Origin of the sequence: Vibrio breoganii (assembly GCF_001677275.1) — a bacterium.
Taxonomy (GTDB): Bacteria; Pseudomonadota; Gammaproteobacteria; order Enterobacterales; family Vibrionaceae; genus Vibrio; species Vibrio breoganii.
Map to the genome: position 1 here is coordinate 106,270 of NZ_CP016178.1, position 23,878 is coordinate 130,147.

Here is a 23,878-nt window from a genome sequence, read left to right on the forward strand (position 1 = left end):
ACCTGCTCTATTCAATAGGATAAACCTTCTCAAAATACTCTAGCACTATTTCGGAATCTTCATTGAAACTAACACTGATCTCCTTGGCGTATTCAGAGAAAAAGTGAGCGTGTTCTCGTTGCCACCATTTAAAACTGCCATCACCTTCTCCCTCCATTGCCGCAAACTCTGCGTCGATCTCTTTGAAAGGCTTGGTCTCAACTTTATGGGTTTTGATAATACAGACAGGGTTTTGAGACCAATCCAGCACAATAGTAAGGTCACTTTGCTTGGGAAGAGGAGCGTTCTCTTTTTCGTACCCAACCTTTAGGCTACACGTTGCACGCTTTTTACCTTCGTTGACGAGCTTGGCGCATTCGTTGGCGTTAAATTCGTCAGCACAAAAATGGTCGGCATTGATTGTTGCGATGTTTTTTCGCTCAGTCTCGCTGAGCGTAGAAAGATAGCTTTCTAGAAGTTGTTCATGTTTAGTCGCCATAGGAGAGTCACCATTAAAACGGATAACAATAGATTATCCATAGGTAATGGAGTTCGAAAGAGTAGGGTTCAGGAATGGTGAGCCAGAGGGCGTTTAGTGAGTAACAATATGTAACTGCTGATGTGTTAAATGTCTGATATTTATATAAATATCAGACATTTAGTAGTGTGAGTTGGTTACTTTATCTCTTCACCATAAATATCAAAAGTAAAGTATTTGGCAGCAATCTTGTCGTATGTACCGTTGGCACGGATCTCTGCAATCGCTTTGTTAAACTTCTCAGCCAGCTCTTTATCCTGCTGTCTCAATGCCAGTGCGGTGCCTTCACCGATGTAAGATTTGTCCGTGACTGCTTCGCCTTTAAACTCGAAACCTTGGCCAATCTCTTTATCTAAGAATGCTAATGCCAATTGGTCAGCATTGCCAAACGTAGCGTCTAGACGACCATTTTTCATGTCGATGTACACTTCATCTTGGCCGCTATAGCGCTTGATGGTCGCGATCTTACCAAACTTGTCGGTGACGTAGCGGTCGTGGATTGTCCCTTGCTGTACACCGATCACCTTATCCTTTAGGCCACTCTGGTCGATAGCAAAGTTGCTCTCTTCATTGGCAACAAATCGTGCAGGCGTTTGGTAGTACTTGTCAGTAAACAGGATACGTTTTTTACGCTCTTCAGTGATACGCATAGACGCCATGATAACGTCTGACTTACGCGCTAATAGACTCGGAATTAACGAATCCCAGCCTTGAGAAACCCAAGTACACTTAAGCTCAGCTTCTGCACACAATGCATCTGCAATCTCAATGTCAAAGCCAACAGGTGTGCCTTCCGCGTTTTTGTAGTTAAAAGGCGGATAGGTAAAGTCTGATGCTAAGCGCACCTCTTTTGCCATTGCTGTAACTGATCCAAGTGAAGCAACGAACGTAAGCGCAAGTAGAAGTTTTTTCATTCTTAATTCCCTTTTAGAGCGATGAAAATGAGTATTGGTTGATAAGTTCGGCGACTTCTTGCATCGACTCTGGTGAACCTATCGTGATTCTGACACAGTTCTTTAATGCAGGCTCATGAGATTGGTTACGAGTAACGACTCCCTGTTCCTTCAAATAGCTAAAGAGTTCTGCATCTTGATGTGTGCGAATGAGCACAAAATTAGTAGATGATGGATAGATGTGTTCTATCCATTGTAAATCTTGGATGGCTTCAACAAAGTGTTGCCTCGTTTGAATAATGCTGTGTGTATTGCTCATTGCAATATCAATCCCTTGCGGAGATAGGGCATCAAGCACAATCTTGGCTGAACAATCTGGCATAGGGTACGGAGGAATAAGCTTCATCACGTATTCCATGACCTCTTCTGCCGCCAAAATAAAGCCGCAACGTACTGCCGCTAAGCCAAAGGCCTTTGATAAGGTGCGAATGACAACCAGATTAGGGTATTGCCCTATTAGGTTTGCCACCGTTTCTGCTAGTTCAAATTCAATGTAGGCCTCATCGACCACCACAATTGCATCTTGCTGAGTACCCTCGAGAACGGCAATGATGTCGCTTCGAGAAAGCAGGTTACCCGTTGGGTTGTTCGGTGAACACAGGAAAACAATCTTGGCTTGAGGAGCCTGTTTGATCACGCCCTCAACGTCGAGATCAAATGACTCTCCTTTGAGTGGAATATCTATCGTCTCTATCGCCAATGCATCAGCGCAAAATTCATACATGGCGTAAGTGGGAGAGCTAATTAAAATCTTATCTTTGCCTGGCTGGCAAAAGGTTCTAATAAGAAGATCAATCGCTTCGTCGGCGCCACGCACAGCCACAGCAGGCACCTGGGTTTGGCAGTATTCTTGATACGCTGCAGCGATGTCATGAGGCAGAAAATCAGGGTATCGATTGTAATCAGAGGCGTGTTCACTGTAATGAACTCCGTGCTCTAATTCATTGGCATTAAGCCAAAGGCGGCCTGATCCGCCAATGCGGCGCGCTGATTGATATGGTATTAATTTTTTTATGCTCTCAGGCGCTAGTTTTGAAGCCAGTGACGTCATTAGTATTATCTCTTTTTGAATGCCAAATCATTTTATTTGCTTAATGATTTATTATTTGACTGTCTATGTGACTAATCTAATCAAAAAGGTTTTGAGTAAGAATCGAAATAAAGACATACTAGCCATGCAAATAACTCATGGATAGAACATCAAATGAACACCCGATTGCCCTCAACTAAGAACCTACAAGCGTTTCTGGCTACCGCAGAGCATCTAAATTTTACTCATGCGGCTCAAGCTATGAATATGACGCAGGGGGCGATCAGTCGCCAGATACAGTCATTAGAGGAGTTGGTGGGAGTCGCGCTGTTTTATAGACAGGCGAGGGGGTTGGCACTTACACCTGAAGGAAGCAAATTGATTCCTATGGCCGAAGATATCTTGGTGCGCCTTCGAAAGGCGGTTATCGATGTGGCCGACCGCTCCAACAAAATCAAACTCAATGCCCCAAGCTGTGTCACCTCTTGGTTATTGCCAAGATTGATGTCTTTCCAGCAAGAACACCCCGATATAGAAGTAGAACTCACCTCTAGTATTAAGCATCAATTGCTGCCAAATTTTGAATCGTTCGACTTGGTCATCGTATACGGCAGACCCCCTCGTTCGCTATCGGTGAGTGAGCACGTACTGTTTGAAGAAAAACTCACACCTATCTGTTCTCCAGAACTATGGAAGCAGGTCATTGGTGAAGAGGGACAATGGAACGACAAAGACCTTGCAAGGTTCACATGGCTTCACGCAAACCCAATGCAAAGTGATTGGAACCTGTGGCTAGAAAAGTCGGGTAGTATTGCGCGAAAGGGCAGACGCAATCAGACGTTCTCAACCTTAGACCAAGCGATGAATGCCGCGCAGCAGGGCTTTGGTATTGCGATCGGAGATATCACTCTTGCCGAAGAGGACTTGAAGCTAAATCGATTGATGCAGCCTTACACCGACTATGTGACTTCTGGACAAAGCTATTACTTGTTGAGACCTGCAGAGGCACAGAGCGCTGCTATTGATGACTTTTTGGCGTGGTTGTTGCCTCAGTAATTTATTAGGCAAGCGACTAGATCTACGTCGATTGCTGCATCGCTTTCTTTCGATATTGCGACGGAGTACAGCCTTGCCACACTTTAAAGGCTCGGTTGAAGTTTGAAAGGTCACTGTAACCGCAGTGCCAGGCGACGGCTTCAGGTAGCAGGTGTTCATTGGCAAGCAGTGAGGTGGCTATATCACGTCTTGCGTTATCCCGTAGAAGCCTGAATGTGGTGCCATGTTCGACAAACCGTCGGTGCAGTGTTCTTTCAGACATACCTAATAGCTTTGCTAACCAGCGGATGTTAAACCAGGGCAGAATGCAATAAGTATGACACAGCCTTGCCATATGATTCGTCCAATCGATGTCGTGGTTGATGCCTTCGATTGGCAGGAAATCGGCTGAAACGGGAATCTGAATCCCGCCAAAAGAGTGTGCGAAACGAATGTGCGAGTGCTCTAAACTCGACTCATGTGGTTTGCCTAGATGAGGCGAGATAGTCATTAATACCTTTGCAGGTTGCCAAGATTCACCAAGGAAGTGTCGGCACACTGATAGCAATGCGAAGGTTCTAAACCACTCAGCTTGCTCGTAACCAGGAGTTGATGGACGATAAGCACCGCGATGGCAAAGGTACCAATCTCCGTCTATTTGCTCCGCCCATATAGAGATATGACTGTTTAACGAAGGCATCAGCTCCATCAACGTATGAACGGCCTCCTCCATGTTGTGACATTTATGAATCGCGCGGTCGAGCACTGGTGAAATCTGTGCCAGCGAGATCAGTTGTCCCACCTCTAAGCCAATATTTCGATTGCTTTGGCGCATCATCGACATCAAGAATGCCATCACATTTAGTGAGGGTAGCCACACAGAGCACGTGGCAATGTTAAGTGGAATATCGTGCTTTTCTGCAGTGACCTTCCATTCTATGTTGTGCCTTTTAAAGTAATCTAAAAATGGCTTCAAATTACTTGAATGGCTGATGTTGGCATTGAGCTGACTCATCGCGGATCTCTTGCTTGGCGGTAAATGACCTATTTAAGCGCGGCTAGTATCACTATAGTTCGTCACATACAAAATGTGGAGACGAACAATGAAACTTGATCTAACAACCCTAATTATTGCCCCTTGGGTTCTAATCAGTTCACAAGCTTTTGCTAATAGCTCAGTTCAATTAAACCCAGTGGAAGCGGCGCTTCAGGTTGAAGGTGCGCAGGTGACAATTCCTGTAAAAGCCGCCAAACAAACTTTTGAACCTGAGTTCATCTCAGCGGCGCGTAAAGAGTTCAACAACTTTCATTGGCAAATGGGAGGGGATCACTCTTTGTATTACAACATGCATATGAGCGAATTCCTACCGACTGCCATGGCAGCGCCCAATGCAGACTTCAGACCACTAGAGGAAGCGATAGACTCACGCCTAGACACGCTCACTGTGAAAACAGAGACAAAGGGTGAAATGTCGATGGCTGATTACTTAGCGGATGAACAGTTTCGAACTCAGGGCTTTATGTTGATACATAAAGGCAAGATAGTTTATGAGGCGTATCCGGGAATGAAGCCGATGGATAAGCACGTATGGGCATCTTCTGCGAAAACCACCGTTGGCACCGTTATCGCAATGCTCGTCGAGGAAGGGAAAGTCGACCAAAATGCACCGATCTCCACTTATGTTCCTGAACTAAAAGGCACTAACTGGGATAGCGTGACAGTGTTGAATACATTGAATATGTCTACGGCTCTAGACAATGAAGAAACGCTCGCTTCGATTTTAAATCCAGATTCAGATGTTGTGCGCTTTTTTGCATCAGCGTTTAACTCACCACGAGCAACAACCGGCGAAGTCGAGACTTGGATACAGGTTGCACAGGGTGCGCAAAAGCTAAAGGGCGAAAAGCCAGGAGATCACTTTAGATATGCGTCTATCAACACCATAGTGCTGACTAAGCTGGTGGAAAATATAGAGAACAAGAGCTGGACACAAGTGTTTGAAGATCGCGTGTGGTCAAAGGTTCATGCAAGACAGTCAATGGACTTCAACCTAACCCCAGACGGAACCGCACTGCCGGTAGGCTTAGTATCAAGCACAGTCGAAGACATGGCACGCTGGGGAACATTGTTTACACCAAGCTGGAAAGCAGTAGCGGATGAGCCCGTTGTGTCTGAAGCTGTCATCGACCGAATCCGCAATAGTGGCGACCGTAAAGCGTTCGTTGGAACAGAGAAAGAAAACAGCTCCATCCACGCCTTTGGCGAGAAAGCCGACTACAACGCCTATCAGTTCGACTTTATCTTTGATGATGGCGCCATGGCAAAAAGCGGTAATCTAGGCCAACTCATCTACATCGATCCAGCACGTGACTTTGTGGGCGTGATGTTCTCAACCAATCCATACCATTCAGGGTTTGGCGAGAACAAAGGACCGGCGCTGATGCGTTCTGCGGCTAAGCTGTTGGCGGATTAGAGGTAGATATTGATAGATGCAATGAGGCTCCGCTGCGGGCCTCATTTTTTTCATGTGGATGAAGTGCAAGCTTGTTTCTGGACAAGAATGAGTCAGTGGTTTTGCTAAATTAGCGTTTTAAAGATTACCTTAGGTATTGCTAAACCTCGCATGTAGTGGCCAAATTCACTCAGCTACTACACATCACCTAGTCCCAACCAAATCTGCTATTTATCACCATCACAAATTAAATGGCTAAGCGTTGATACCTTTTACTAAATCAGCACCACCTCGATGCTTTGACAAACCTAACAACCCTTTGTAAATCAGGGCGAACCTATATCGGGGTAATATGTTTGCTTTGTGCCCTTTCAAGGATTAATTGATAGACTTGGCCTATAAATCAATGGGTTTGGTGTCTTTAGGGTGGTTAACGGTTGGAGCGATGGGTAATGGTGAGAGTTGAAGTGAAGCACCTTCATATGATCATCGAACAAGCTGAGATCCCAGCATGGTTGAATCGATTATGTAACCTCGGGTTTATTGCGAGCGCCTCGTTCGGCTTATACTGTTTTACTCAACTTACTTTAAGTGCCGTATCACTAAATGTCGAACTCAAATGGTTTATTGGGTTTGCGGCCTCTTTATCCTTTTTCTGGGTCATCGTAGAGTGCAAGAGTTGGTTGTTTTACAAAATCCTATATGAAACATTTTGCGTAGAGAAACCCAGTCTAAATGCCGTGGAGTTTTTCCTAGATAATCATCTGTACCGAGGCTCTGGGAGTCAACATGCATTGAAGCAATATTTGGAGAGGACTGAGGATAAGGAATTGATGTGAGAGTATTGTATATCGACGTGATTGGGCTTCTTTATTCAAAACGCTACCTTGAACGTAACGAAATCTCTTTTGATGACATGACGTTTACTATGAGTTATCGACCGATGAATATCATAGACAACCTACCTCATGACGAGGTATCTGCACGGTTGCTTGAAAAATCGGCGACGGAAGCCTCTTTGGCTCCTGATATCGATTGACGAGGAAAGCTGAGAATGGGTAATGGCGGTGCTTCAGCTAGAACGCTGATGCATGCAGAAAATTTAGGGGTAAAGCAATGGTGGTGCTGTGGTGGCAGTAAATTAAATTGGCAACTGGCACATCAAAAAAATCGATATTTAAAGTCACCGACCGAGAAAGGGGTTACCCTTCAACTATTGAGCCGTATCCGCGCCCTTTAACCGAACTTCTGAACGGCTTGAGCCATGCAGATAGAGGGTGGCAATAGGCATTAATCATGTGTTGCAGCAATTTATTGCAATCCATATTATATAATTTTGCATGCAAGCAAAGTGGGGCTAACGGCTGAAATAGAAATCTTTAGCTATGCAGCACTTTATCAGTTTGATGGTGCAAAAGGGGAGCTTTGTATGACATTGAAAGGACTAATCAGCGTTTTACTGGGTGAAGTTGAGCGCCCAATCATTGTGTCTCCATGTGACTTTGAGGCACTGTACTGCTTGTTTCCGAGGCCTATTACCTATGTAGGTGAAATCGAAGTCAGGGTGCAACACTATTGTGATACACATATTTTGGTTGGTGGGCTAACCCAAGAGTATCTATTAGGGAGTGCAATCGATCATCTCTATGAAAAACTGCAGGATCAGCATAGCTTATTAGAAGTCGAAGAGCTTGAGCTTAAACACCTCGAGCTACGTTATCCATACCTGTATTAACCATCAACTAGCCAATCTCGAATAGACTGTGGTTTCAATTCAACTCATCGCTTAGACTGATTCCACCCACATTCCTTCCTTGCCAGTATCTTGGGAACAAAAGCTGCTTCAGTCACGTTAGAAACTTCATTAAAGATTAACAATTCGAAGAACGGGGTAAATTGCACTTTAGCTCGGCTCTGTTGCTTAAATCGAATTCAAGGCGCAACCCTTCTAAAACAACTGCATTTTAAACAATATACTGAGTTTAAAATACGAACGATTTAACAAGCGTTCGCCCTGTGCTTGAATTCAGCAACAAGGCCAACGTGGGATTTCAGTTCGCCGTTCCACCATCTACCAGTGGCACTGCAAGCAGTCGTGCTTGGTCAGATTTCGAGACGATTTCAAGCACTCTATTCGCTGCTGCAGTTGGCGTTATTTCGCAATAGCTAACAATCTCATCAATCGGGAAGTGGTCACACGAATGCCCGACACCAGAAACAATCGTTACACCGTTATTAATCAGTTTTTGAAGATAGCTGTTGCTATCATCGGATTTGAAAGCGTTAAAAGTTTCATTGCCAATATCCCCACCTCCCCTGACAATGGCGAGGATATCACCAGGCTCAAACATGATTCTTTCCAGGGCTTGTCTTATACCTGACTTTCTTTTTGTCAGATAACCAAGTGATAGGTTTGTCACTGAGAGATCAATATCAGTACCAAGGTGATTGTTTAATGTATGGAGGAAGTCATCCCTTCCACTTGAGCTGTGAGTACTCAATACAAACAGGTTTTTTTTGCCTTTTGCATTAGTGTAATGAATGTGGTGCTCGTACATATAGCGGGTAATTATTGACGGTAGGCTGATCCAGTAGCCTTCATATTCGACAATAAAATTTATATGGGCTTGTCTTTCATAATCCTCCACGCCAACTACCAACTGTTTGAATAGCCTTTCGAAATGACTTTTGATATCACGTGGGAAGGCATACTGAACATCAGTATCATACCCACTCAGCCATGGTTCCTTTCGCCCGATTAAATAGTCAATAAAGTTATAATGTTCATTGTTACTGTCGTATTTGACATCGAAACCAAGGCACATTGCCTCTCCCATCACTAGGTATGCTGATTGTAGGTGGCAATGAGCTTCGATGTTTGCGAAAGCATTATTGATGTTTGTGTCGTGGTTCCTTTCGATGTCAATTAGCTTTTCGCGGAGGAATTGTTTTTCCGAAAGGATATAACGATGGCTATTAGTTGTTTGTTCGAATTCTTTGAAATCAAAGGCCGTGTCAGACGTGACTAACCACTCAGACAAACAGGATAGGATATCGTGTCTATATGACTTGAAAATATCATGAGGTTTTTCAATGTTGATATCTGAATTGCATCTTATTATATCTTCATAACTTTTGTAGGTTTTACCCTTAGGGTTTACTTTTTGTGGAAGCTCAACTTCGTTTTCTCCTATTCCGCAGTGACTACATTCACCCCAAGTGAGTTTAGGGTGCTGAAGCAAATCTATGCTGGAAAAGTTACCGTGCCCGCAGATTGGGCAATAAATAACAGTCGGTTCAGTAAACGAATGCATGAAGTGATAAGGGTTATCTACTTGATCAGTCAAGGCTCCCTTGATTGCGGATATCCAATCGATATTGCTATTATTTATCACGCGAACGCCTCTCATGACAGAGGTGTTTTTATCCACCCATTCTTGATAGTTTTTCGATGAATCATACAGATGCAAATCAAAATGCAGTGGTAGCGTTGGTGAGTCAATGAGATGGTATAGTTCTAAATTTAATATTAGGTCTGTTTCATTATCACAGTTATCATCAATTAGATGGTAGTTGAAGTATTCTTGGGCTCTTAGTTCTACCCTTTGAGCAGAAGGGTTGTAATGGATAGTGAAACAATCACCCTGCCTGTAATTAGCGGCAAAATGAGTCGTTCCGCCACCGGTATTCCAATGCTCTTCTAATAGATCTTTATATTGCTCCCCTATCTTTTCAGTTAAAGATACATCGCTACGTTCAACTTGATAGCGAAGCATATGGTAGTACTGTGCTGAATGGAGTTTTTGAATATTAGTAAGGTTGTTGCGATTGTTGTACATATTATAAATAAATGCCTTTTTTCATTTCTCAGCTCCGGGAGTTAGGCATGCGATTGAGGCAACCTGTGAATCTACCATCAGCAGCTTATACTTTTTCTATATCGCCAGTAACTTCGATGTGTTGTATGAACAGAATAACTACCACTCAGGATATTGTTCGCAATAGCGATCGTATTCCTCCTGCTCGACTTCGGTCAGGCTGTGATCACGCTCCTTGGTGTATAGGTAGACCATCGCTTCGGCCTTAACATCCTCAGAGGGGATACCGTTACGCAGTATCTGAGTGGCACAGTAGAGCTCGACATGCTTGTCGAGTTCACCCAGCAGCAGTGGCCCCTGTCCGAAAATATGGTAAAGGGCATCAAACTCGGTATCGAAGCAGCTGATCACTTTCGGCCGTTCCACTTGCCCGGAAAGTACTCTGAAAAATCCTTTTAGAGTCATTTTCTGTTTCCGTCTTCCTTGTTTTCCGTCTTCCTTATGAGGTAATCACGCAGGGCAGCTTCGCTTGCCTCCTCGCGGCACTGTCTGTTTTCTAGATACCATGCTGCAGCATGTATGTGTAGTGGTCAAGTAAAGCCGGTTGCGTATTTCGGTGATTGCGAAGCTATCGACATAAGGAAAAGTAAGTCTAATTGCTAGTTTTGAATTTAGCCTCAACTCTGCTCTAGCTTGTTTTGGGGCATAAGTGAGTTAGCGCATTCTTACTGTTTTGACATAAAAGATCATATTCACGCATAGCTGTGTCGAAGAACAGGCTGTTGTTACCCTTCTTCAGTTACCAGATCAATAGACACCCTCCTATCACTTCCTCTTCAAAAGCATTTGAAAACCCGTGCTTTCTTAATCCCAAAAGCAGAACAATGAGAAAAGTTGGAAACAATCATCCTCTATCTCGTTGGTTAACATTTCATCTGCAAGCTAATTCATGTATAACGTCCCGATGAAAATACCTAAAAGAATACAGCCCTTAGTTGACGATGGTTTAGTCGACGAGGTGAAAAGCCAATTAATGAGTGGCAAAGAGGCTTCAGTGTATGTAGTACGCTGCGGCGAAACTATCCGTTGTGCCAAAGTTTATAAAGAAATAAGCCAACGCAGTTTCAAGAAGGCTACTGCATATCGGGAAGGCCGCAAGGTACGTAATAGCCGCCGCGCTCGAGCGATGGAAAAAGGCTCTGGCTTTGGTCGCGATCAACAAGAAAAAGTCTGGCAAAGCGCTGAGGTTGATGCCTTATATAAGCTGGCGGCTGCTGGTGTGAGAGTGCCGGAACCTTATGGTTGCTTTGATGGTGTTTTGCTTATGGAGTTAGTCACTGATGACGAAGGTTATGTGGCTCCGAGGCTAAATGATGTCGTGATTTCACCTGAACAAGCCGTTCAAGATCATCAGGTTATGATGAGCTATGTGGTTAAAATGCTTTGCGTCGGTTTGATTCACGGTGATTTATCTGAGTTCAATGTACTTGTCGATGAAACTGGCCCAGTGATTATCGATTTGCCACAGGCGGTAGATGCGGCTGCGAATAATAATGCTGAGTGGATGTTAACCCGTGATGTGAATAACATACGTGATTACTATGCACAGTTTGCGCCTGAGCTCCTTTCTACTGAGTATGCCAAGGAAATGTGGGCATTGTACGAAAAAGGCGATTTAAAGCCTGACAGTAAGTTGACGGGCGAATTCAAGGAAGATGAAACTGCGGCTGATCTTGATTCTATTATTCTAGAAATAGAATCAGCACGAGCCGAAGAGCTGAATCGTCGAGAGCGCCTTAAGGAGGCCACTGAAGGTGTTGACGACAGTAAATTCAATTGGGCTGAACCTCAATAAGGAAATGCCAAATCACCACACTCGGTGATTTGGCATTCATTTATGGGTGGTGTTAAGCAACAACCTTAAAGTTGGCTTTGATTAAATCAGAGTCTTTCGAGCTAGCGCCAACCATCAATTCAAAATCACCCGGCTCTACTACTCGCTCTAGTGCGGAGTTAATCAGGGCTAGGTCATCAAATACGATCGTCATGTTAACCACTTTGCTCTCACCGGCTTTAAGAGTGATACGCTCGAATGCGCGTAAGTTCTTAACCTCAGTGGTCACTGAACTGAACAGATCGTTGAAATAAGCCTGAACAATCTCCACGCCATCTTGCTCGCCTACGTTAGACACCTTGATGCTGAATCTAAGGTCTTCACCTGCTGACAACGCTGGGTTTTCGATCTTCAGGTCTGAGTATTTGTATTGGGTGTATGAAATACCTTCACCAAATGCAAACAACGGCGTTTCAGGCATGTCGATATAGCGCTCTTGATTGTCTAAATCTGCCTCAAGTAGCGCATGCCAACCTTTAAACTTGTTGTAATAGACTGGCACCTGTCCCACATGGTGTGGGAAAGAGATGGTCAGTTTTCCGCTTGGGTTATACTGCCCAAATAGAAGCTCAGCCAAGGCTTGCCCGCCTTTACAACCTGGGTTGAATGCAGAGATAACAGCATTACATTGCTCAACCATCTTAGGAATGGTCAGTGGTTTGGATGCAACCAGAACGCCAACTACAGGGGTTCCAGTTTGGCTAACCGCTTCGATTAGCTCATTTTGATAGCCACTTAAATCAAGATTTGCGCGGTCATGAAACTCGCCATTTTGTTTTAGCGTATCGCCAACGCAAGCAATTACCACATCCGCCGACTCTGCAGCAAAACGAGCTTTATCGATTTCCTCAAAGTTGGAATCTAAGCAGTCAGCACCTTTAATGTATTCCACTTCAAAGCCTTGCTCTTGCCCCATCTTTTGCAGGGCAGCTAAAGGTGTGATGGTATGGCCGCGGTGGTAGTTTTCGTGAGTGGCTTCTGCTTGCATGGAGCCAAAAGACCAATCACCTAGCTGAGCAATAATGTCGTCTGCATTCGGTCCCACAACCAGCACTTTTTTGATGTTGTTTGCTGAAAGTGGCAATACATCTTCATTTTTCAGAAGCACTAAGCTCTTACGACTGGCTTCAAGGGATATCTCCCATGACTCATCGCTGCCCAGTAACTTCTTGCGCTCTAGGGAGGTGTAACGGTTCTCGTCAAACAAGCCAAGCTTAAACTTAGCCTCTAGAATTCTGCGCACGGAGTCATCGATGAGTGAGATGTCCACAAGGCCTTCTTCTACCAATTCGATGGCCGATTGGTAGAACTCAGGTGTGGTCATCATCATGTCATTGCCACCAAGTAGTGCCTTGTAGCTTGCCTCTTTTAGGGTAGCGGCGACGCCTTGCTTGTCATGCAGAGAACCCACGTTGTTCCAATCGGTGACAATAAATCCATCAAGTCCCCATTGTTCCTTAGCGACGGTTTTCAATAACCAAGAGTTGGTGGTGCATGGCTCGCCATCAATCGACTGGTAGCCAGTCATTAATGTTGCGCAGTTGGCTTGTTTGACCGCTTTTTCAAAGGGTGGTAAGAACAATGAAAGCAGTTTTCGTCTTGAGGTATCGGCTTCGTAGGAGTCACGGCCTCCGAGGGTTTCCCCATAGCCAACATAGTGCTTTGCACACGCTAGGATGGAATTTTCACTGGTAAAGTCGTTGCCTTGGTAACCGACGATGGTGGATGCCGCAAGCTCACCAATTAACCATGGGTCTTCACCATAGGTCTCATCTACACGACCCCAGCGTGGGTCTCTACCCACGCAAAGCACAGGAGAAAAAGTCCAGTGCTGGCCAGAAGCGCGAGTTTCAAATGCAGTGACTTGCGCCATTCTCTCCATTAAGCTTTTGTCCCACGAGCAAGAAGCGCTTAGCTGAGTAGGGAATACGGTCGCATCGTCTTCAAAGCAATGGCCGTGAATGGCATCAATACCAAAGATCAGGGGAATACCAAGACGTGTGCTAGCAGCGCGGTCTTGAAGCTGCTGAGGCTGCTCTCCGGTACAGTGCAGGTAACTACCCACATTCATGGCTTCTAGGTTGTCGACATGGATTTGATCATGTGCAGGAAGCTGTAGCATTTGGCCAACTTTTTCTTCAACCGTCATGCGAGAAAGAAGGTCGTCTGTGCGCTCTTGAATGCTAAGTTTTGGATTCTGGTAAGGGTAAGTCATCTTTTGTTCTCCAATAATTTTGGTTTACCTTAAGCGCTTAATGCCCTATTAACCTTGCTAAAAGCGACAATTATTAGCATTATTCCGACATGATAACGACTTATAGACTTAGCTCTCACCTTCTTCACCCGCATATTCCCTTTTGTATTCAGCCTGCGATACACGATGGGGCATTTCATTTGCATCGGCATGATTTTTCCGAGCTGATGATAGTGTTATCGGGTCAAGCTGAGCACATTGTGGGTAATCAGCGTTCGACCATTAAAACGGGCGATGTATTTGTTATGAATGGAACTGTCGAGCACGGTTTTAGTCATGCTAATGGGTTGGTCATCTACAACCTGATGTTCGATGGACAAAAGCCTTACTTTGAGACCTCGGGGATTCGTGTTCTGCCTGGCTATCAAGCCCTGTTTAATATTGACCCGCTCGCTCGTGAACAAGAATCCGAAGTGCCGTATCTCAATTTGAAAACGAATGTTTTGGCAAAGGTAGAGCTGCTGTTAAGAGAGATAGAGGAGGAATACACTGACGCTGCTCTCGGGTTTGAGCCAGTATTAATGGCCTTGCTCCAGCATCTTGCCGTGCTTTTAGTGCGCAACTACCCAGAGCAAGCAAACCCTAAGCAAAAGAATACCTTAGCTTTGGCGCGTGCCTTGTCTTATATGGAGCAAAACTATTCTGAATCGGATCTACGGGCCAGTGATATCGCGACCAATAGCTTCCTCAGCACGCGCCAACTAGAGCGACTATTTCATCAATTCTTCCAGACTACGCCCAGTCAATACCTAAGTGATAAACGGATTTCTCGAGCCAAAGAATTATTGGTCAGTGACATTAACTTGAGTATTAATCAAATTGCCCATAGCTGTGGCTTTAGTGACAGTAACTATTTTTCTCGAGTATTTCGCAAGCAAGTTGATATCTCTCCGAGGGACTATCGTAAGCAGGAATTTGTGAATAATAGATTGGGCTGATCAGATAGTAAGTTTTGCCGTTATTTCTGTGAGGCAATATCGGTTATTGAAGGGCGCACATTCTCTCTATCGAGTTGGACGGTCTGGTCATCGTCCATACTGAAGGTAATTGAAGAGATACATAACGCAGAGATGGCGATTAATTTTTTAAGCAATGGTGTAACCTCGAATGCAACGCCGCCTATGCGGTGTTATTTGCAGTGGTGATATTCATTGCGGGTATATTAATGGATAAATCAAAGAGTTACTTATCATTACGCGCCACCCAAAAGCGTTAACTGGATCACCCTTTGTAGGGGGGAGGGGTTTGGCGTTCTTGTTTTTGCTATCCTTCAACTCGTTTAAAGCAACATACACCGCTGCCATCTTGTTCCACCTTACATTCCACAATGAGCCTGTGTTTAAGTTCTTTGCGAGCCCTACGAAGGCGAGTCTTGGTGGCCGGAAGACTGAGGTTGTTGCGCTTAGCATATTCGAGTTGGGTTAAACCATAGAGGTCGCATTGCTCTATGATGTCCCGATCACTATCGGCTAGTTTGGGTAATAGCCTAGGTAGGCAAGTTTGCAGCTGCGTCATCACAGGAGGGATCTCACTAGGTGCGACGTACTCGGCTATATCTTCACGGTCTATTTCTTTACGCAGGCGGTCGATAAAATGGTTTTTAGTTACGCGAAACAGCCACGACTTTCCGTCTTCGAGAGTACAAAAACGTTCACTGTTCTTCATCGCCTTGAGAAACACTTCTTGCATGATGTCTTCTGTTTCTTGCTGACTGTGTGTCTGTTTGATCAGCCAGCCATACAGTTGGTGCTCTGTTTCGCCCCATGCTTTCATCAAGCACTTCATTGCTGAATTCCTATTTTCAATCGCTAAAGTCACTATACCTCAAGTGTGGCATAGCGACCTTTATGGCGAGATTAATCAGGCGAATAGATCACGAATTTGTTCCACGCTAGGGACAGAGCCAGTATGTTTTATGACACCATCAATACCGATTCCTGGGGTACTTAAAACGCCGGCTTGCATTATATCTTCTAAGCTGGTGACTTTTTCTAACGTGATGTTTTGGCCCAGTTCTTGTGCGACCTGCTCTATTCGCTCAGCGGTCACAGTGCAGCCCTTGCATCCTGTACCGTAGACTTGAATATGTTTCATAACGAACTCCGTAGTTTAATAAAAAGCATTGAATAGCCACCCAGTAATAGAGATGGCGACAAGTAGATAAATGGCGATAGCCCCAAGCAAGCGATACTGCATGACCTGCTTAAGCATCATAAATTCAGGAAGGCTGACCGCTACCGCGCCCATACAAAAGGCCAGCGTCGTACCCAAAGGCATTCCCTTATCAATCAAAGAAGCCATGATAGGGACCACGCCGGAGGCATTGGTATAGATAGGGATAGCACTGAGTGTGGCAAGTGGTACTGTCCACCATTGCCCATTGGCGAGGTTTTCTTCAAACCACTGTGCGGGCACAAAGCCATGTATGAAGGCACCGATGCCAACGCCGATGATCACCCACTTCCAAATGCGTTTAACAATGTCACCGGTTTCGTTCTTGGCAAACTCATGGCGCTGCTGATGGTTCATTGAAACCGGCTCTGAAGAGCTGGTTATAGTGGTGCTTTCTTCTTCTAGGTACGCCTTGGCGAGGAAAGGTTGTAGCCAACGATGAGCTTTTAACGCATCAAGTACAACGCCTGCAAAGATGCCTAGCAACATACCAATAGCCACATACATGATGGTGAACTTGAGCCCCAGAATACTGCCGAGCATGATGATCACAACTTCATTAATCAGTGGCGAGGTGATCAGAAAGGCGATAGTGACACCTATTGGAATTCGCGCGGAAACGAACCCCATAAATAAAGGGATAGAACTGCAAGAACAAAAAGGCGTGACGGCACCAAACATCGAACCGAGAACATAGCCTAAGGCTTTGTTCTTGCCTTGTAGATAATCGCGAACCTTCTCCACGCTTAAACTGGCGCGAAGGTACGAAATCATATAGATGAGCACGACCAGTAAGACGAGGATCTTACTGGTATCCTCGATGAAGAAATGCAGCCCTATGCCAGCTGAGGTCGAGGGATCTAGACCAAAGATGTCATAGGTTAGCCAACTGGCGAGTAGAGTGAAAACGTGCAATGTTTCTTTTCCTTATAAGTGTCTGTTAGTAACAACACGTATGAGATCGGAAAAGGATGCTTTATTTGTGACTTTTTAAGCTCGTTTGTTGATCGCCTCAATAGCTTGCTTTGTTAACGCCTCCGTATAGTCATTTATCTTCCAATGGCTTGGGCTCCATCCTTTGACAAAGCGTTGAAAATCGGCCCATGCAATGCAAAATAATGGTCGCCATGCTTTTTCCACTTCAGAGTAACTTAGCTTTGGTTGAGTGCTATCAATGGCTTCTCTTAGATGACCGAAGTAGGTATCCAATATCCATTGTTCTTTTTCGGTACATTGCTGTGGAGCAACTGCGCTACTCATGAATAGAGCAACATCTTTCATTGCACAACCCTTTCCAACGTATTGAAAATCAACGGCCGCCGCTTGCTTACCATCGGCTGTAAAGCAGAAGTTCGCCAGCTTTGCATCACCATGAACCAAGGTTTGAAAAGGTGCGTCTTTAAGCTTCAGATCTATCTGTTTGGCATGCTTTTTTAGCACAGGATCAAGCAATGCTTCCAGTTCATCTGGTCGTGTTTCGAGATGCCAATAGGTGCCACTTTCCCATAGTTTGTCGCCTGGGTTTTGAATATGAGTTGCGTGAAACCATGCTAACCATTTTAAGCACGCGCTGAGGTGTATTGGATTTGCTTCTTTAACCGTGTCGACGTAACCCAACTGATGCAGGTCTTGCATTGCTAATAGACATGTATGCTCTTGCTCAACGATCTTTAAAGGTAACGGAGCAGAACAGTTTTTATGAAGGTGAGGGACAAAGTTTTGATACCAGTGAAGCTCAACTTGATAAGAGTTAATCTTTCTTTGGTGGGATAGTGTTGTATTCCAACCTCTAGGGTGGTTTTGTGTTTCGGGTAAAGCGATATGCTTAACGATGATACTCGTCTTGTCTGCAAACACACGCACCAGTTCACCGTAGCCTCCCCATAGCGATTGAATTAACTGAGTGCTATGAAGTTCCTTGTAACCTAGCTGTTGAATTAAAGGTAAGTAGTCCATGATGATGTTAGAGAGCCTTCTATTAGAGGGTTGCTAGATTAAATGCATCGGTTTAAAAAGCGAGTTTTACTCATAGCTAAAGCGGTCAGATAGGACAGCGAAAAAGTCATGCACGCCACAATCGGAATGTACAAATAGATATCGAATAATGACAGCAACCACTCATCGGCATAGGAAGTAATAAGCTTAATAAACAGCGGGTGAATGAGATAGATCCCAAAGCTTAATCCTGCAAAATGATGGAGCCTAAGATTGGCGCTGGCATGCGTTTTCAGGATAAAAAACAGCGCTAAAGACAGGGCAATGATATTCAGGCTTAAGTAAGAGTAAAAATATAGGTGAGTTAGGTAGTAGCTACCGAAAAGGGTAACTGCAAGCGAGGCAATGATAATAGCAACGCACCATTTATCGTTAGCCTTGAAACCATATTTAGCCACATACCCACCCAAGCAGAAGTAGCCTAAGTAGCTCAAAAAATCATTGGTAAACAAGCTCACCTTAGCACTGAGCTCAAAGTACAAAAGCACAACATTAGTGAGTGCTGAGAGCGCCGCTAGTGCAAAACACACCACAGTGAACAGCAGGAATTCTTTTTGGCTTATCGATCTCAATATTACTCTTAGAATGGGCGCAACTAAGTACAAGAACGGGATCATAAACAGATACCACAGATGGTAGTAGGGCTCTCCTAATGCCCAGCCCTTTGCAACGGTAAAATAAGCGGTGGTGACATCGCCCTTTAAATGATGTTTGAGTAACACCCACAGAGAATAAAACAGAGACCAAAATATCATTGGGATCAGTATCTTGCGGATTCTTTTCTTGAAGAATTCTTTGTTGGATTCTTGCTTATCCAACAGTAAGTAGCCACTGAGCATGATAAATAGGGGAATGCACCACAGAGTCAAAGAAGCGTATAAGTTTCCTGCCCACCATTCACGACTACCATAAACAGAGCTTGTGATATCAATACCACTAATAAAGTCAGACGCCACATGCAGAACGATCACCGCAAATACGGCGAATACGCGTAGGTTGTCAGCCCAGTATAGAGGAACTTTATCTGCTTGGGTCAAAGTGAGTTACCTAGAGAGCAAAGGGGAAGAGCCTCTAATCTAGCGCACCCTTTGCTTTGATTACTAGGGTCTGTTGACCTTTTGCGATTAAATTTTGCTCGACCAGAAGTCATTTAATCAAGGCGAGGGACTTGCCGCCTAGTCATCTAAGCAAAAGTCGCTCAACAGACCCTCGTTTTTGAGTAATTAGTGAGTCGGGGTTCAATGCATTGTACCCAATGCAGTGCATCTGCATTAAATGAGGGAGAGCGTGCACAACATTGGTGAAATTTAAATGATAAATCAAACCATATTTCTCACGTTTTCTTTAAATACAAGGGCTTAGTTGTGTTGGCATGCCGATTGCAATACAGATTACAGTTTTAGTATAAGAGCATAACTAGGTATTTCGGTTACCTAGCAACGACATTGTTGAAAAATAGACATCTAGGGTTCCGACTGTATTTGCAGTGTCTGGTCCGAGAGTTGTCAACCTCACCAGAGGTCACACGGAGGGATAAAAGCCCGGGAGGCCAACCAATGAATATTTGGTTATGTCTCTTGTGCCAATCTCAATGTGCCCCATGGAGGAGGTAACCTATGAAACATTCCCTTAAAAAGCGCTTGATCACCCTTGCTGCCACTGTATGTGTGACAGCCTCACCGTTTATTTCATCCGCTGCACTGGCTCAAGAAAAAGAGAAATTCACTCTTGCTTGGTCTATTTACGTAGGCTGGATGCCTTGGGATTACGCAGACTATTCAGGCATTGTTGATAAATGGGCAGATAAGTATGACATCGACATCGATATTGTTCAGGTAAACGACTACGTCGAATCAATTAATCAGTACACTGCGGGCCAGTTTGATGCCACTGTGATGACCAACATGGATGCTCTAACCATTCCAGCAGCGAGTGGTGTTGACTCTACCGCGTTAATAGTCGGTGACTTTTCTAATGGTAACGATGGAATCGTACTAAAGGGGGCAAAAGGATTAAATGATTTGAAAGGTCAAAACGTCAACCTTGTTGAACTGAGTGTCTCGCACTATTTAATGGCTCGCGGTCTTGAAAGTGTCGGCCTCTCTGAGCGTGACGTGAAGGTGGTGAATACCTCTGATGCAGACCTTGTTGCAGCGTTTACTACCAAAGATGTTACCTCTGTTGTTACTTGGAACCCTCTTCTAAGTGAGATCACCCAACAACCAGAAACCTCTCTTGTGTTTAGCTCCGCAGATATTCCTGGAGAGATCATCGACTTGTTGGTGGTTAATACTGATACCCTCTCCGAGAATCCTAAGTTAGGTAAAGCATTGACGGGCGCATGGTATGAAATCATGGCCATTATGCAGTCTGAAAATGGTGATGATGCCAAGTCATATATGGCACAAGCCTCAGGTACTGACCTGTCAGGATACAAAGCACAACTGTCAGCAACCAATATGTTCTATTCCCCTAGTGATGCAGTCGATTTTACTAAGAGCACGACACTAGCGGCAACGATGAAAAAGGTCAGCGAGTTTTCATTTGAACATGGGTTACTAGGTGAAGGGGCTCCTGATGCTGGATTTATCGGTATTCAAACACCTTCCACGGTGATTGGTGACCCTGCCAACATCAAACTTCGCTTCTCTCCTGAATATATGGAAATGGCCGCAAAAGGTCAGCTGTAACCACATAGACAGGCTCGTTTTGAGGAAGTTTAAATGACAAAAGTAATAAACCGCTATCCTACTCGAACTGGGCAGCTAGTGCTGGGATTGTTGCCATTTATCATTCTCGTCATGCTGTATATCACAGCCTCAGATGCGAGATTGGCAGCTAACTCTGCAGACAAGCTACTGCCTGCGTTTGGCAGTTTCGTGGATGCCATCGACCGAATGGCGTTCACCCCAAGTAGACGCACTGGAGAGTATCTTTTGTGGGTAGATACTCTAGCGAGTTTGACCCGTTTACTTATGGGGGTTGGCATCAGTGCTCTGGTTGGCTTGTCAGTAGGCATAGCGACGGGCATGGTGCCCTTGGTGCGCTCAACCTTCTCACCTGTTGTTACTGCCGTTTCTTTGATCCCACCAATGGCAGTGTTGCCAATATTGTTTATTACCTTTGGGCTGGGGGAGCTGTCTAAGGTCGTGCTTATCGTGGTGGGCATCTGTCCGATTATTATTCGCGATATTCAGCTGCGAGTGCAGAGCTTACCGGACGAGCAGTTGATTAAGGCACAAACCTTAGGGGGCAGCAGTTGGCAGATCATTCTTAGAGTCGTGTTGCCACAGATCATTCCAAAACTGATTGATGCGGTTCGTCTAACGTTAGGCAGTGCTTGGCTGTTCTTAATTGCTGCAGAAGCCATCGTTGCTACCGAAGGCTTAGGCTACCGCATCTTCTTAGTGCGGCGCTACCTATCGATGGACGTGATTTTGCCTTACGTTTTGTGGATCACTTTACTGGCGTTTTGTATGGATTGGTTGCTGAAGAGTTTGTCCAAGCGAATTAGCCCTTGGCATCATCAGGCACAAGGAGACGATAATGGATAGCGCTCAGCCGATCATCAAGATCAAAAATCTGTGGAAAGAGTATGGCGACAACATAGTACTGGAGAAGTTGAATCTCGAGGTGCAAGAGGGAGACTTCGTTAGCATTGTTGGTGCCTCAGGATGTGGCAAGACAACGTTTTTGAATATGTTGCTGGGCACTGAGAGTCACTCTCGAGGCGAGATAATGCTAGATGGTGAGCCCCTTAAAAATGAGCCTAGTGTAGAGAGGGGGATTGTGTTTCAAAAGTACTCAGTGTTCCCACATTTGACCGCTCTACAAAATGTCATGTTGGGTGTTGAATTTGATGCCGGGGGCGTAAGCAGTAGTTTGCTGGGTCGACTTACGGGTGGTGAGAAAGCGAAAGCACAGCAGGTCGCTCTAGCGATGCTCGAACAAGTTGGCTTACATGCAGCGAAAGACAAGTACCCACATGAGTTATCAGGGGGAATGCGTCAAAGATTGTCTATTGCTCAATCCTTGGTCAAAAAGCCACGAATCTTGCTGTTAGATGAACCCTTTGGAGCACTGGACCCGGGCATTCGTAAAGACATGCACCAATTGATCCAATCCTTGTGTGCTGAGCAGAGCTTGACGGTATTTATGATCACTCACGATCTGAGCGAGGGCTTTCACTTGGGTAATCGTTTGTGGGTATTTGACCACGTGCGCAAAGACGAGCAAGCACCAGAGCGATTTGGTGCCCAAATCACCTTTGATATTGATATCGATAAACAAGTAGTGCCGAAACTGGTGTCAGATGCCCTGCCTGAAATAACACAACAAAAAATCGCATAAGGAGTTGATATGCAAATAAATAAACAGGCCCTGTTCACGGATGTATTACCGGGAGCAGCACATTGGTCGATGAAAGTGCCCAAGGGGCATGTATTACGTTTTAAAGACCTGGAAGGGGGCGCCAACCTTAGTCTACTGATGTACAACCCAGATAACCTGCTCGAGCGCTATAACGCGCCCGATACACTGAAGGGGCAGCATACCTTCAAGCTCACGAAGGGCAATTGTCTCTATTCCGATATGGGTCGAGTGTTTGCTTCTATTGTTCGTGATGATACTGCTTGGATTGATTCAGTGGCAGGGGTGACAAATAAAGAGAAGGTCACTGCTAAATGGGGCGCGCGCGACTACCAAAGCGATCGCAACCAATGGAAACAAAATGGATACGATTCGTTGTTGGTAGAAGTGGCGAAATATGGTCTTGGCAAGCGTGACCTAGCGGCCAATCTGAATCTGTTTAGTAAGGTATTTACCAAAGACAGTGGCGACCTTTGCTATCAAGAGGAACACAGCAAAGCAGGGGATATCATTGAATTGCGCTTTGAAATGGACACCTTAGTGGTGATGACGACCTGCCCTCATCCTATGAATCCGGCAACTAGTTACCCATTTAAGCCCGTCGAGTTGAGCTTGCTTGAGGCCGAACCTCTCTCTCAAGAGGACACATGCCTAAATTCTCGCCCAGAAAATGAACGTGGATTTGAAAACAATCGCCGCTATTTAGTTCAGCACGGATCATACACAGTTTAAGGAGTCAGTGATGATAGTAGAAAGCCCATTGAAAACAGAATCTGCGCTCTATAGCAATGCAGTGCCTGCTGGGGATTATTTTATGAAGGTGGTCAAGAAAGGGCAGACGATGCGCATTCTTGATCTAGAAGGAAACCAAGCGGCTGATACCTTATTTTACAACGCCAATGAGCCTGCAGAGCGTTATAGCGCGGTAGATACGATACGTGAACAAGGTAATGTCTACTTATCGGCGGGTAGCAAGATTTTATCCGATCAGGGCAATGTCATGTTGGAGATTGTTGCCGATACCTGTGGTCGCCATGACACCTTAGGTGGTGCGTGTGCAACAGAGAGCAACACGGTGCGTTATGCCATTGATAAGAAGTGCATGCATGCTTGTCGCGATAGCTGGTTATTAGCTGTGGCTGAAAATGAACACTATGGCCTAACGAAGCGTGACATTACCCATAACATCAATTTCTTTATGAATGTGCCTGTTACTGAAGAGGGTGGTTTGACTTTCGAAGACGGCATCAGCGCACCAGGAAAATATGTAGAACTTAAAGCGCATATGGATGTGATTGTATTGCTCTCTAATTGTCCGCAATTGAACAACCCATGTAATGCATACAACCCGACACCAGTAGAAGTGATTGTCTGGAACTAGGTCGTAGA

General features: G+C 44.9%; 25 protein-coding genes and 1 riboswitch. Of the genes, 12 read left to right on the top strand and 13 right to left on the bottom strand.

Going from position 1 to position 23,878, the window contains the following annotated elements:
* Window positions 1-7 precede the first annotated feature (7 nt).
* The 3 genes from A6E01_RS13495 to hisC form a co-directional block, all read right to left on the bottom strand.
* Complete coding sequence (locus A6E01_RS13495) at window positions 8-478, bottom strand: ASCH domain-containing protein (protein ID WP_065210424.1); 471 nt, start codon at window positions 476-478, stop codon at window positions 8-10.
* A 176-nt stretch (window positions 479-654) separates the two neighbouring features.
* Window positions 655-1,431 carry an ABC transporter substrate-binding protein gene (locus tag A6E01_RS13500; protein WP_065210425.1) on the bottom strand — a complete coding sequence of 259 codons (777 nt, stop codon included), beginning with the start codon at window positions 1,429-1,431 and terminating at the stop codon, window positions 655-657.
* A 13-nt stretch (window positions 1,432-1,444) separates the two neighbouring features.
* Window positions 1,445-2,521 (bottom strand): histidinol-phosphate transaminase, encoded by a 1,077-nt coding sequence (hisC, locus tag A6E01_RS13505; protein ID WP_017026968.1) that lies wholly within the window; start codon window positions 2,519-2,521, stop codon window positions 1,445-1,447.
* 153 nt (window positions 2,522-2,674) lie between these two features.
* On the opposite strand from hisC, the gene A6E01_RS13510 reads away from it, so the two are divergent.
* Complete coding sequence (locus A6E01_RS13510; RefSeq protein ID WP_065210426.1) at window positions 2,675-3,556, top strand: LysR substrate-binding domain-containing protein; 882 nt, start codon at window positions 2,675-2,677, stop codon at window positions 3,554-3,556.
* A gap of 22 nt (window positions 3,557-3,578) precedes the next feature.
* On the opposite strand, the gene A6E01_RS13515 is transcribed toward A6E01_RS13510, so the two are convergent.
* Window positions 3,579-4,550, bottom strand: coding sequence for a helix-turn-helix domain-containing protein (locus tag A6E01_RS13515; protein ID WP_065210427.1), 972 nt, complete (start codon window positions 4,548-4,550; stop codon window positions 3,579-3,581).
* Window positions 4,551-4,638: 88 nt separating this feature from the next.
* On the opposite strand from A6E01_RS13515, the gene A6E01_RS13520 reads away from it, so the two are divergent.
* From A6E01_RS13520 to A6E01_RS13540, 4 genes are all read left to right on the top strand, one after another.
* On the top strand, window positions 4,639-6,009 hold the full coding sequence (locus A6E01_RS13520) for a serine hydrolase domain-containing protein (protein WP_017026965.1): 1,371 nt from the start codon (window positions 4,639-4,641) through the stop codon (window positions 6,007-6,009).
* An 814-nt stretch (window positions 6,010-6,823) separates the two neighbouring features.
* Window positions 6,824-7,027 carry a hypothetical protein gene (locus A6E01_RS13530; RefSeq protein WP_065210429.1) on the top strand — a complete coding sequence of 68 codons (204 nt, stop codon included), beginning with the start codon at window positions 6,824-6,826 and terminating at the stop codon, window positions 7,025-7,027.
* 15 nt (window positions 7,028-7,042) lie between these two features.
* Window positions 7,043-7,228, top strand: coding sequence for a hypothetical protein (locus A6E01_RS13535; protein ID WP_065210430.1), 186 nt, complete (start codon window positions 7,043-7,045; stop codon window positions 7,226-7,228).
* 189 nt (window positions 7,229-7,417) lie between these two features.
* The gene (locus tag A6E01_RS13540) at window positions 7,418-7,723 is read left to right on the top strand and encodes a hypothetical protein (protein ID WP_156744622.1); all 306 of its coding nucleotides are present in this window, start codon (window positions 7,418-7,420) and stop codon (window positions 7,721-7,723) included.
* A gap of 316 nt (window positions 7,724-8,039) precedes the next feature.
* On the opposite strand, the gene A6E01_RS13545 is transcribed toward A6E01_RS13540, so the two are convergent.
* Window positions 8,040-9,827, bottom strand: a complete 1,788-nt coding sequence (locus A6E01_RS13545) for an exodeoxyribonuclease VII large subunit (RefSeq protein ID WP_065210432.1) — start codon at window positions 9,825-9,827, stop codon at window positions 8,040-8,042.
* Window positions 9,828-9,965: 138 nt separating this feature from the next.
* Window positions 9,966-10,271, bottom strand: a complete 306-nt coding sequence (locus tag A6E01_RS13550) for a hypothetical protein (protein WP_065210433.1) — start codon at window positions 10,269-10,271, stop codon at window positions 9,966-9,968.
* A 499-nt stretch (window positions 10,272-10,770) separates the two neighbouring features.
* Between A6E01_RS13550 and A6E01_RS13555 the strand changes: the two genes are divergently transcribed.
* Complete coding sequence (locus A6E01_RS13555) at window positions 10,771-11,661, top strand: PA4780 family RIO1-like protein kinase (protein ID WP_026012820.1); 891 nt, start codon at window positions 10,771-10,773, stop codon at window positions 11,659-11,661.
* 52 nt (window positions 11,662-11,713) lie between these two features.
* On the opposite strand, the gene A6E01_RS13560 is transcribed toward A6E01_RS13555, so the two are convergent.
* Window positions 11,714-13,915, bottom strand: coding sequence for a glycoside hydrolase family 3 N-terminal domain-containing protein (locus tag A6E01_RS13560; RefSeq protein WP_017028546.1), 2,202 nt, complete (start codon window positions 13,913-13,915; stop codon window positions 11,714-11,716).
* Between the two features lie 89 nt (window positions 13,916-14,004).
* Between A6E01_RS13560 and A6E01_RS13565 the strand changes: the two genes are divergently transcribed.
* Complete coding sequence (locus A6E01_RS13565) at window positions 14,005-14,892, top strand: AraC family transcriptional regulator (protein ID WP_065210434.1); 888 nt, start codon at window positions 14,005-14,007, stop codon at window positions 14,890-14,892.
* Between the two features lie 20 nt (window positions 14,893-14,912).
* On the opposite strand, the gene A6E01_RS21635 is transcribed toward A6E01_RS13565, so the two are convergent.
* The 6 genes from A6E01_RS21635 to A6E01_RS13590 form a co-directional block, all read right to left on the bottom strand.
* Window positions 14,913-15,047 carry a hypothetical protein gene (locus tag A6E01_RS21635; protein ID WP_257744375.1) on the bottom strand — a complete coding sequence of 45 codons (135 nt, stop codon included), beginning with the start codon at window positions 15,045-15,047 and terminating at the stop codon, window positions 14,913-14,915.
* A gap of 170 nt (window positions 15,048-15,217) precedes the next feature.
* On the bottom strand, window positions 15,218-15,727 hold the full coding sequence (locus A6E01_RS13570) for a sigma-70 family RNA polymerase sigma factor (protein WP_371948676.1): 510 nt from the start codon (window positions 15,725-15,727) through the stop codon (window positions 15,218-15,220).
* An 87-nt stretch (window positions 15,728-15,814) separates the two neighbouring features.
* Window positions 15,815-16,048 carry a thioredoxin family protein gene (locus A6E01_RS13575; RefSeq protein ID WP_017028550.1) on the bottom strand — a complete coding sequence of 78 codons (234 nt, stop codon included), beginning with the start codon at window positions 16,046-16,048 and terminating at the stop codon, window positions 15,815-15,817.
* 15 nt (window positions 16,049-16,063) lie between these two features.
* On the bottom strand, window positions 16,064-17,041 hold the full coding sequence (locus tag A6E01_RS13580; protein WP_065210436.1) for a permease: 978 nt from the start codon (window positions 17,039-17,041) through the stop codon (window positions 16,064-16,066).
* A gap of 75 nt (window positions 17,042-17,116) precedes the next feature.
* Complete coding sequence (locus A6E01_RS13585; RefSeq protein WP_065210437.1) at window positions 17,117-18,082, bottom strand: phosphotransferase; 966 nt, start codon at window positions 18,080-18,082, stop codon at window positions 17,117-17,119.
* A gap of 38 nt (window positions 18,083-18,120) precedes the next feature.
* The gene (locus A6E01_RS13590; protein WP_065210438.1) at window positions 18,121-19,158 is read right to left on the bottom strand and encodes an acyltransferase; all 1,038 of its coding nucleotides are present in this window, start codon (window positions 19,156-19,158) and stop codon (window positions 18,121-18,123) included.
* A gap of 415 nt (window positions 19,159-19,573) precedes the next feature.
* Window positions 19,574-19,671: riboswitch (guanidine-I (ykkC/yxkD leader) on the top strand.
* 66 nt (window positions 19,672-19,737) lie between these two features.
* Here A6E01_RS13590 and A6E01_RS13595 point away from each other — a divergent pair.
* Genes A6E01_RS13595 through A6E01_RS13615 form a run of 5 tightly spaced genes read left to right on the top strand, consistent with a single transcriptional unit; the run spans window position 19,738 to window position 23,870 of the window.
* A complete protein-coding gene (locus A6E01_RS13595) occupies window positions 19,738-20,811 on the top strand; it encodes a putative urea ABC transporter substrate-binding protein (protein ID WP_065210439.1) in 1,074 nt (357 codons plus the stop codon).
* A gap of 33 nt (window positions 20,812-20,844) precedes the next feature.
* Window positions 20,845-21,675, top strand: a complete 831-nt coding sequence (locus tag A6E01_RS13600; protein ID WP_065210440.1) for an ABC transporter permease — start codon at window positions 20,845-20,847, stop codon at window positions 21,673-21,675.
* Window positions 21,668-22,471 carry an ABC transporter ATP-binding protein gene (locus A6E01_RS13605; RefSeq protein ID WP_065210441.1) on the top strand — a complete coding sequence of 268 codons (804 nt, stop codon included), beginning with the start codon at window positions 21,668-21,670 and terminating at the stop codon, window positions 22,469-22,471. Before A6E01_RS13600 ends, A6E01_RS13605 begins: the two co-directional genes overlap by 8 nt.
* A 9-nt stretch (window positions 22,472-22,480) precedes the next feature.
* The gene (locus tag A6E01_RS13610) at window positions 22,481-23,221 is read left to right on the top strand and encodes an urea amidolyase associated protein UAAP1 (protein ID WP_065210442.1); all 741 of its coding nucleotides are present in this window, start codon (window positions 22,481-22,483) and stop codon (window positions 23,219-23,221) included.
* 10 nt (window positions 23,222-23,231) lie between these two features.
* A complete protein-coding gene (locus A6E01_RS13615) occupies window positions 23,232-23,870 on the top strand; it encodes an urea amidolyase associated protein UAAP2 (protein ID WP_065210443.1) in 639 nt (212 codons plus the stop codon).
* Window positions 23,871-23,878: the final 8 nt, after the last annotated feature.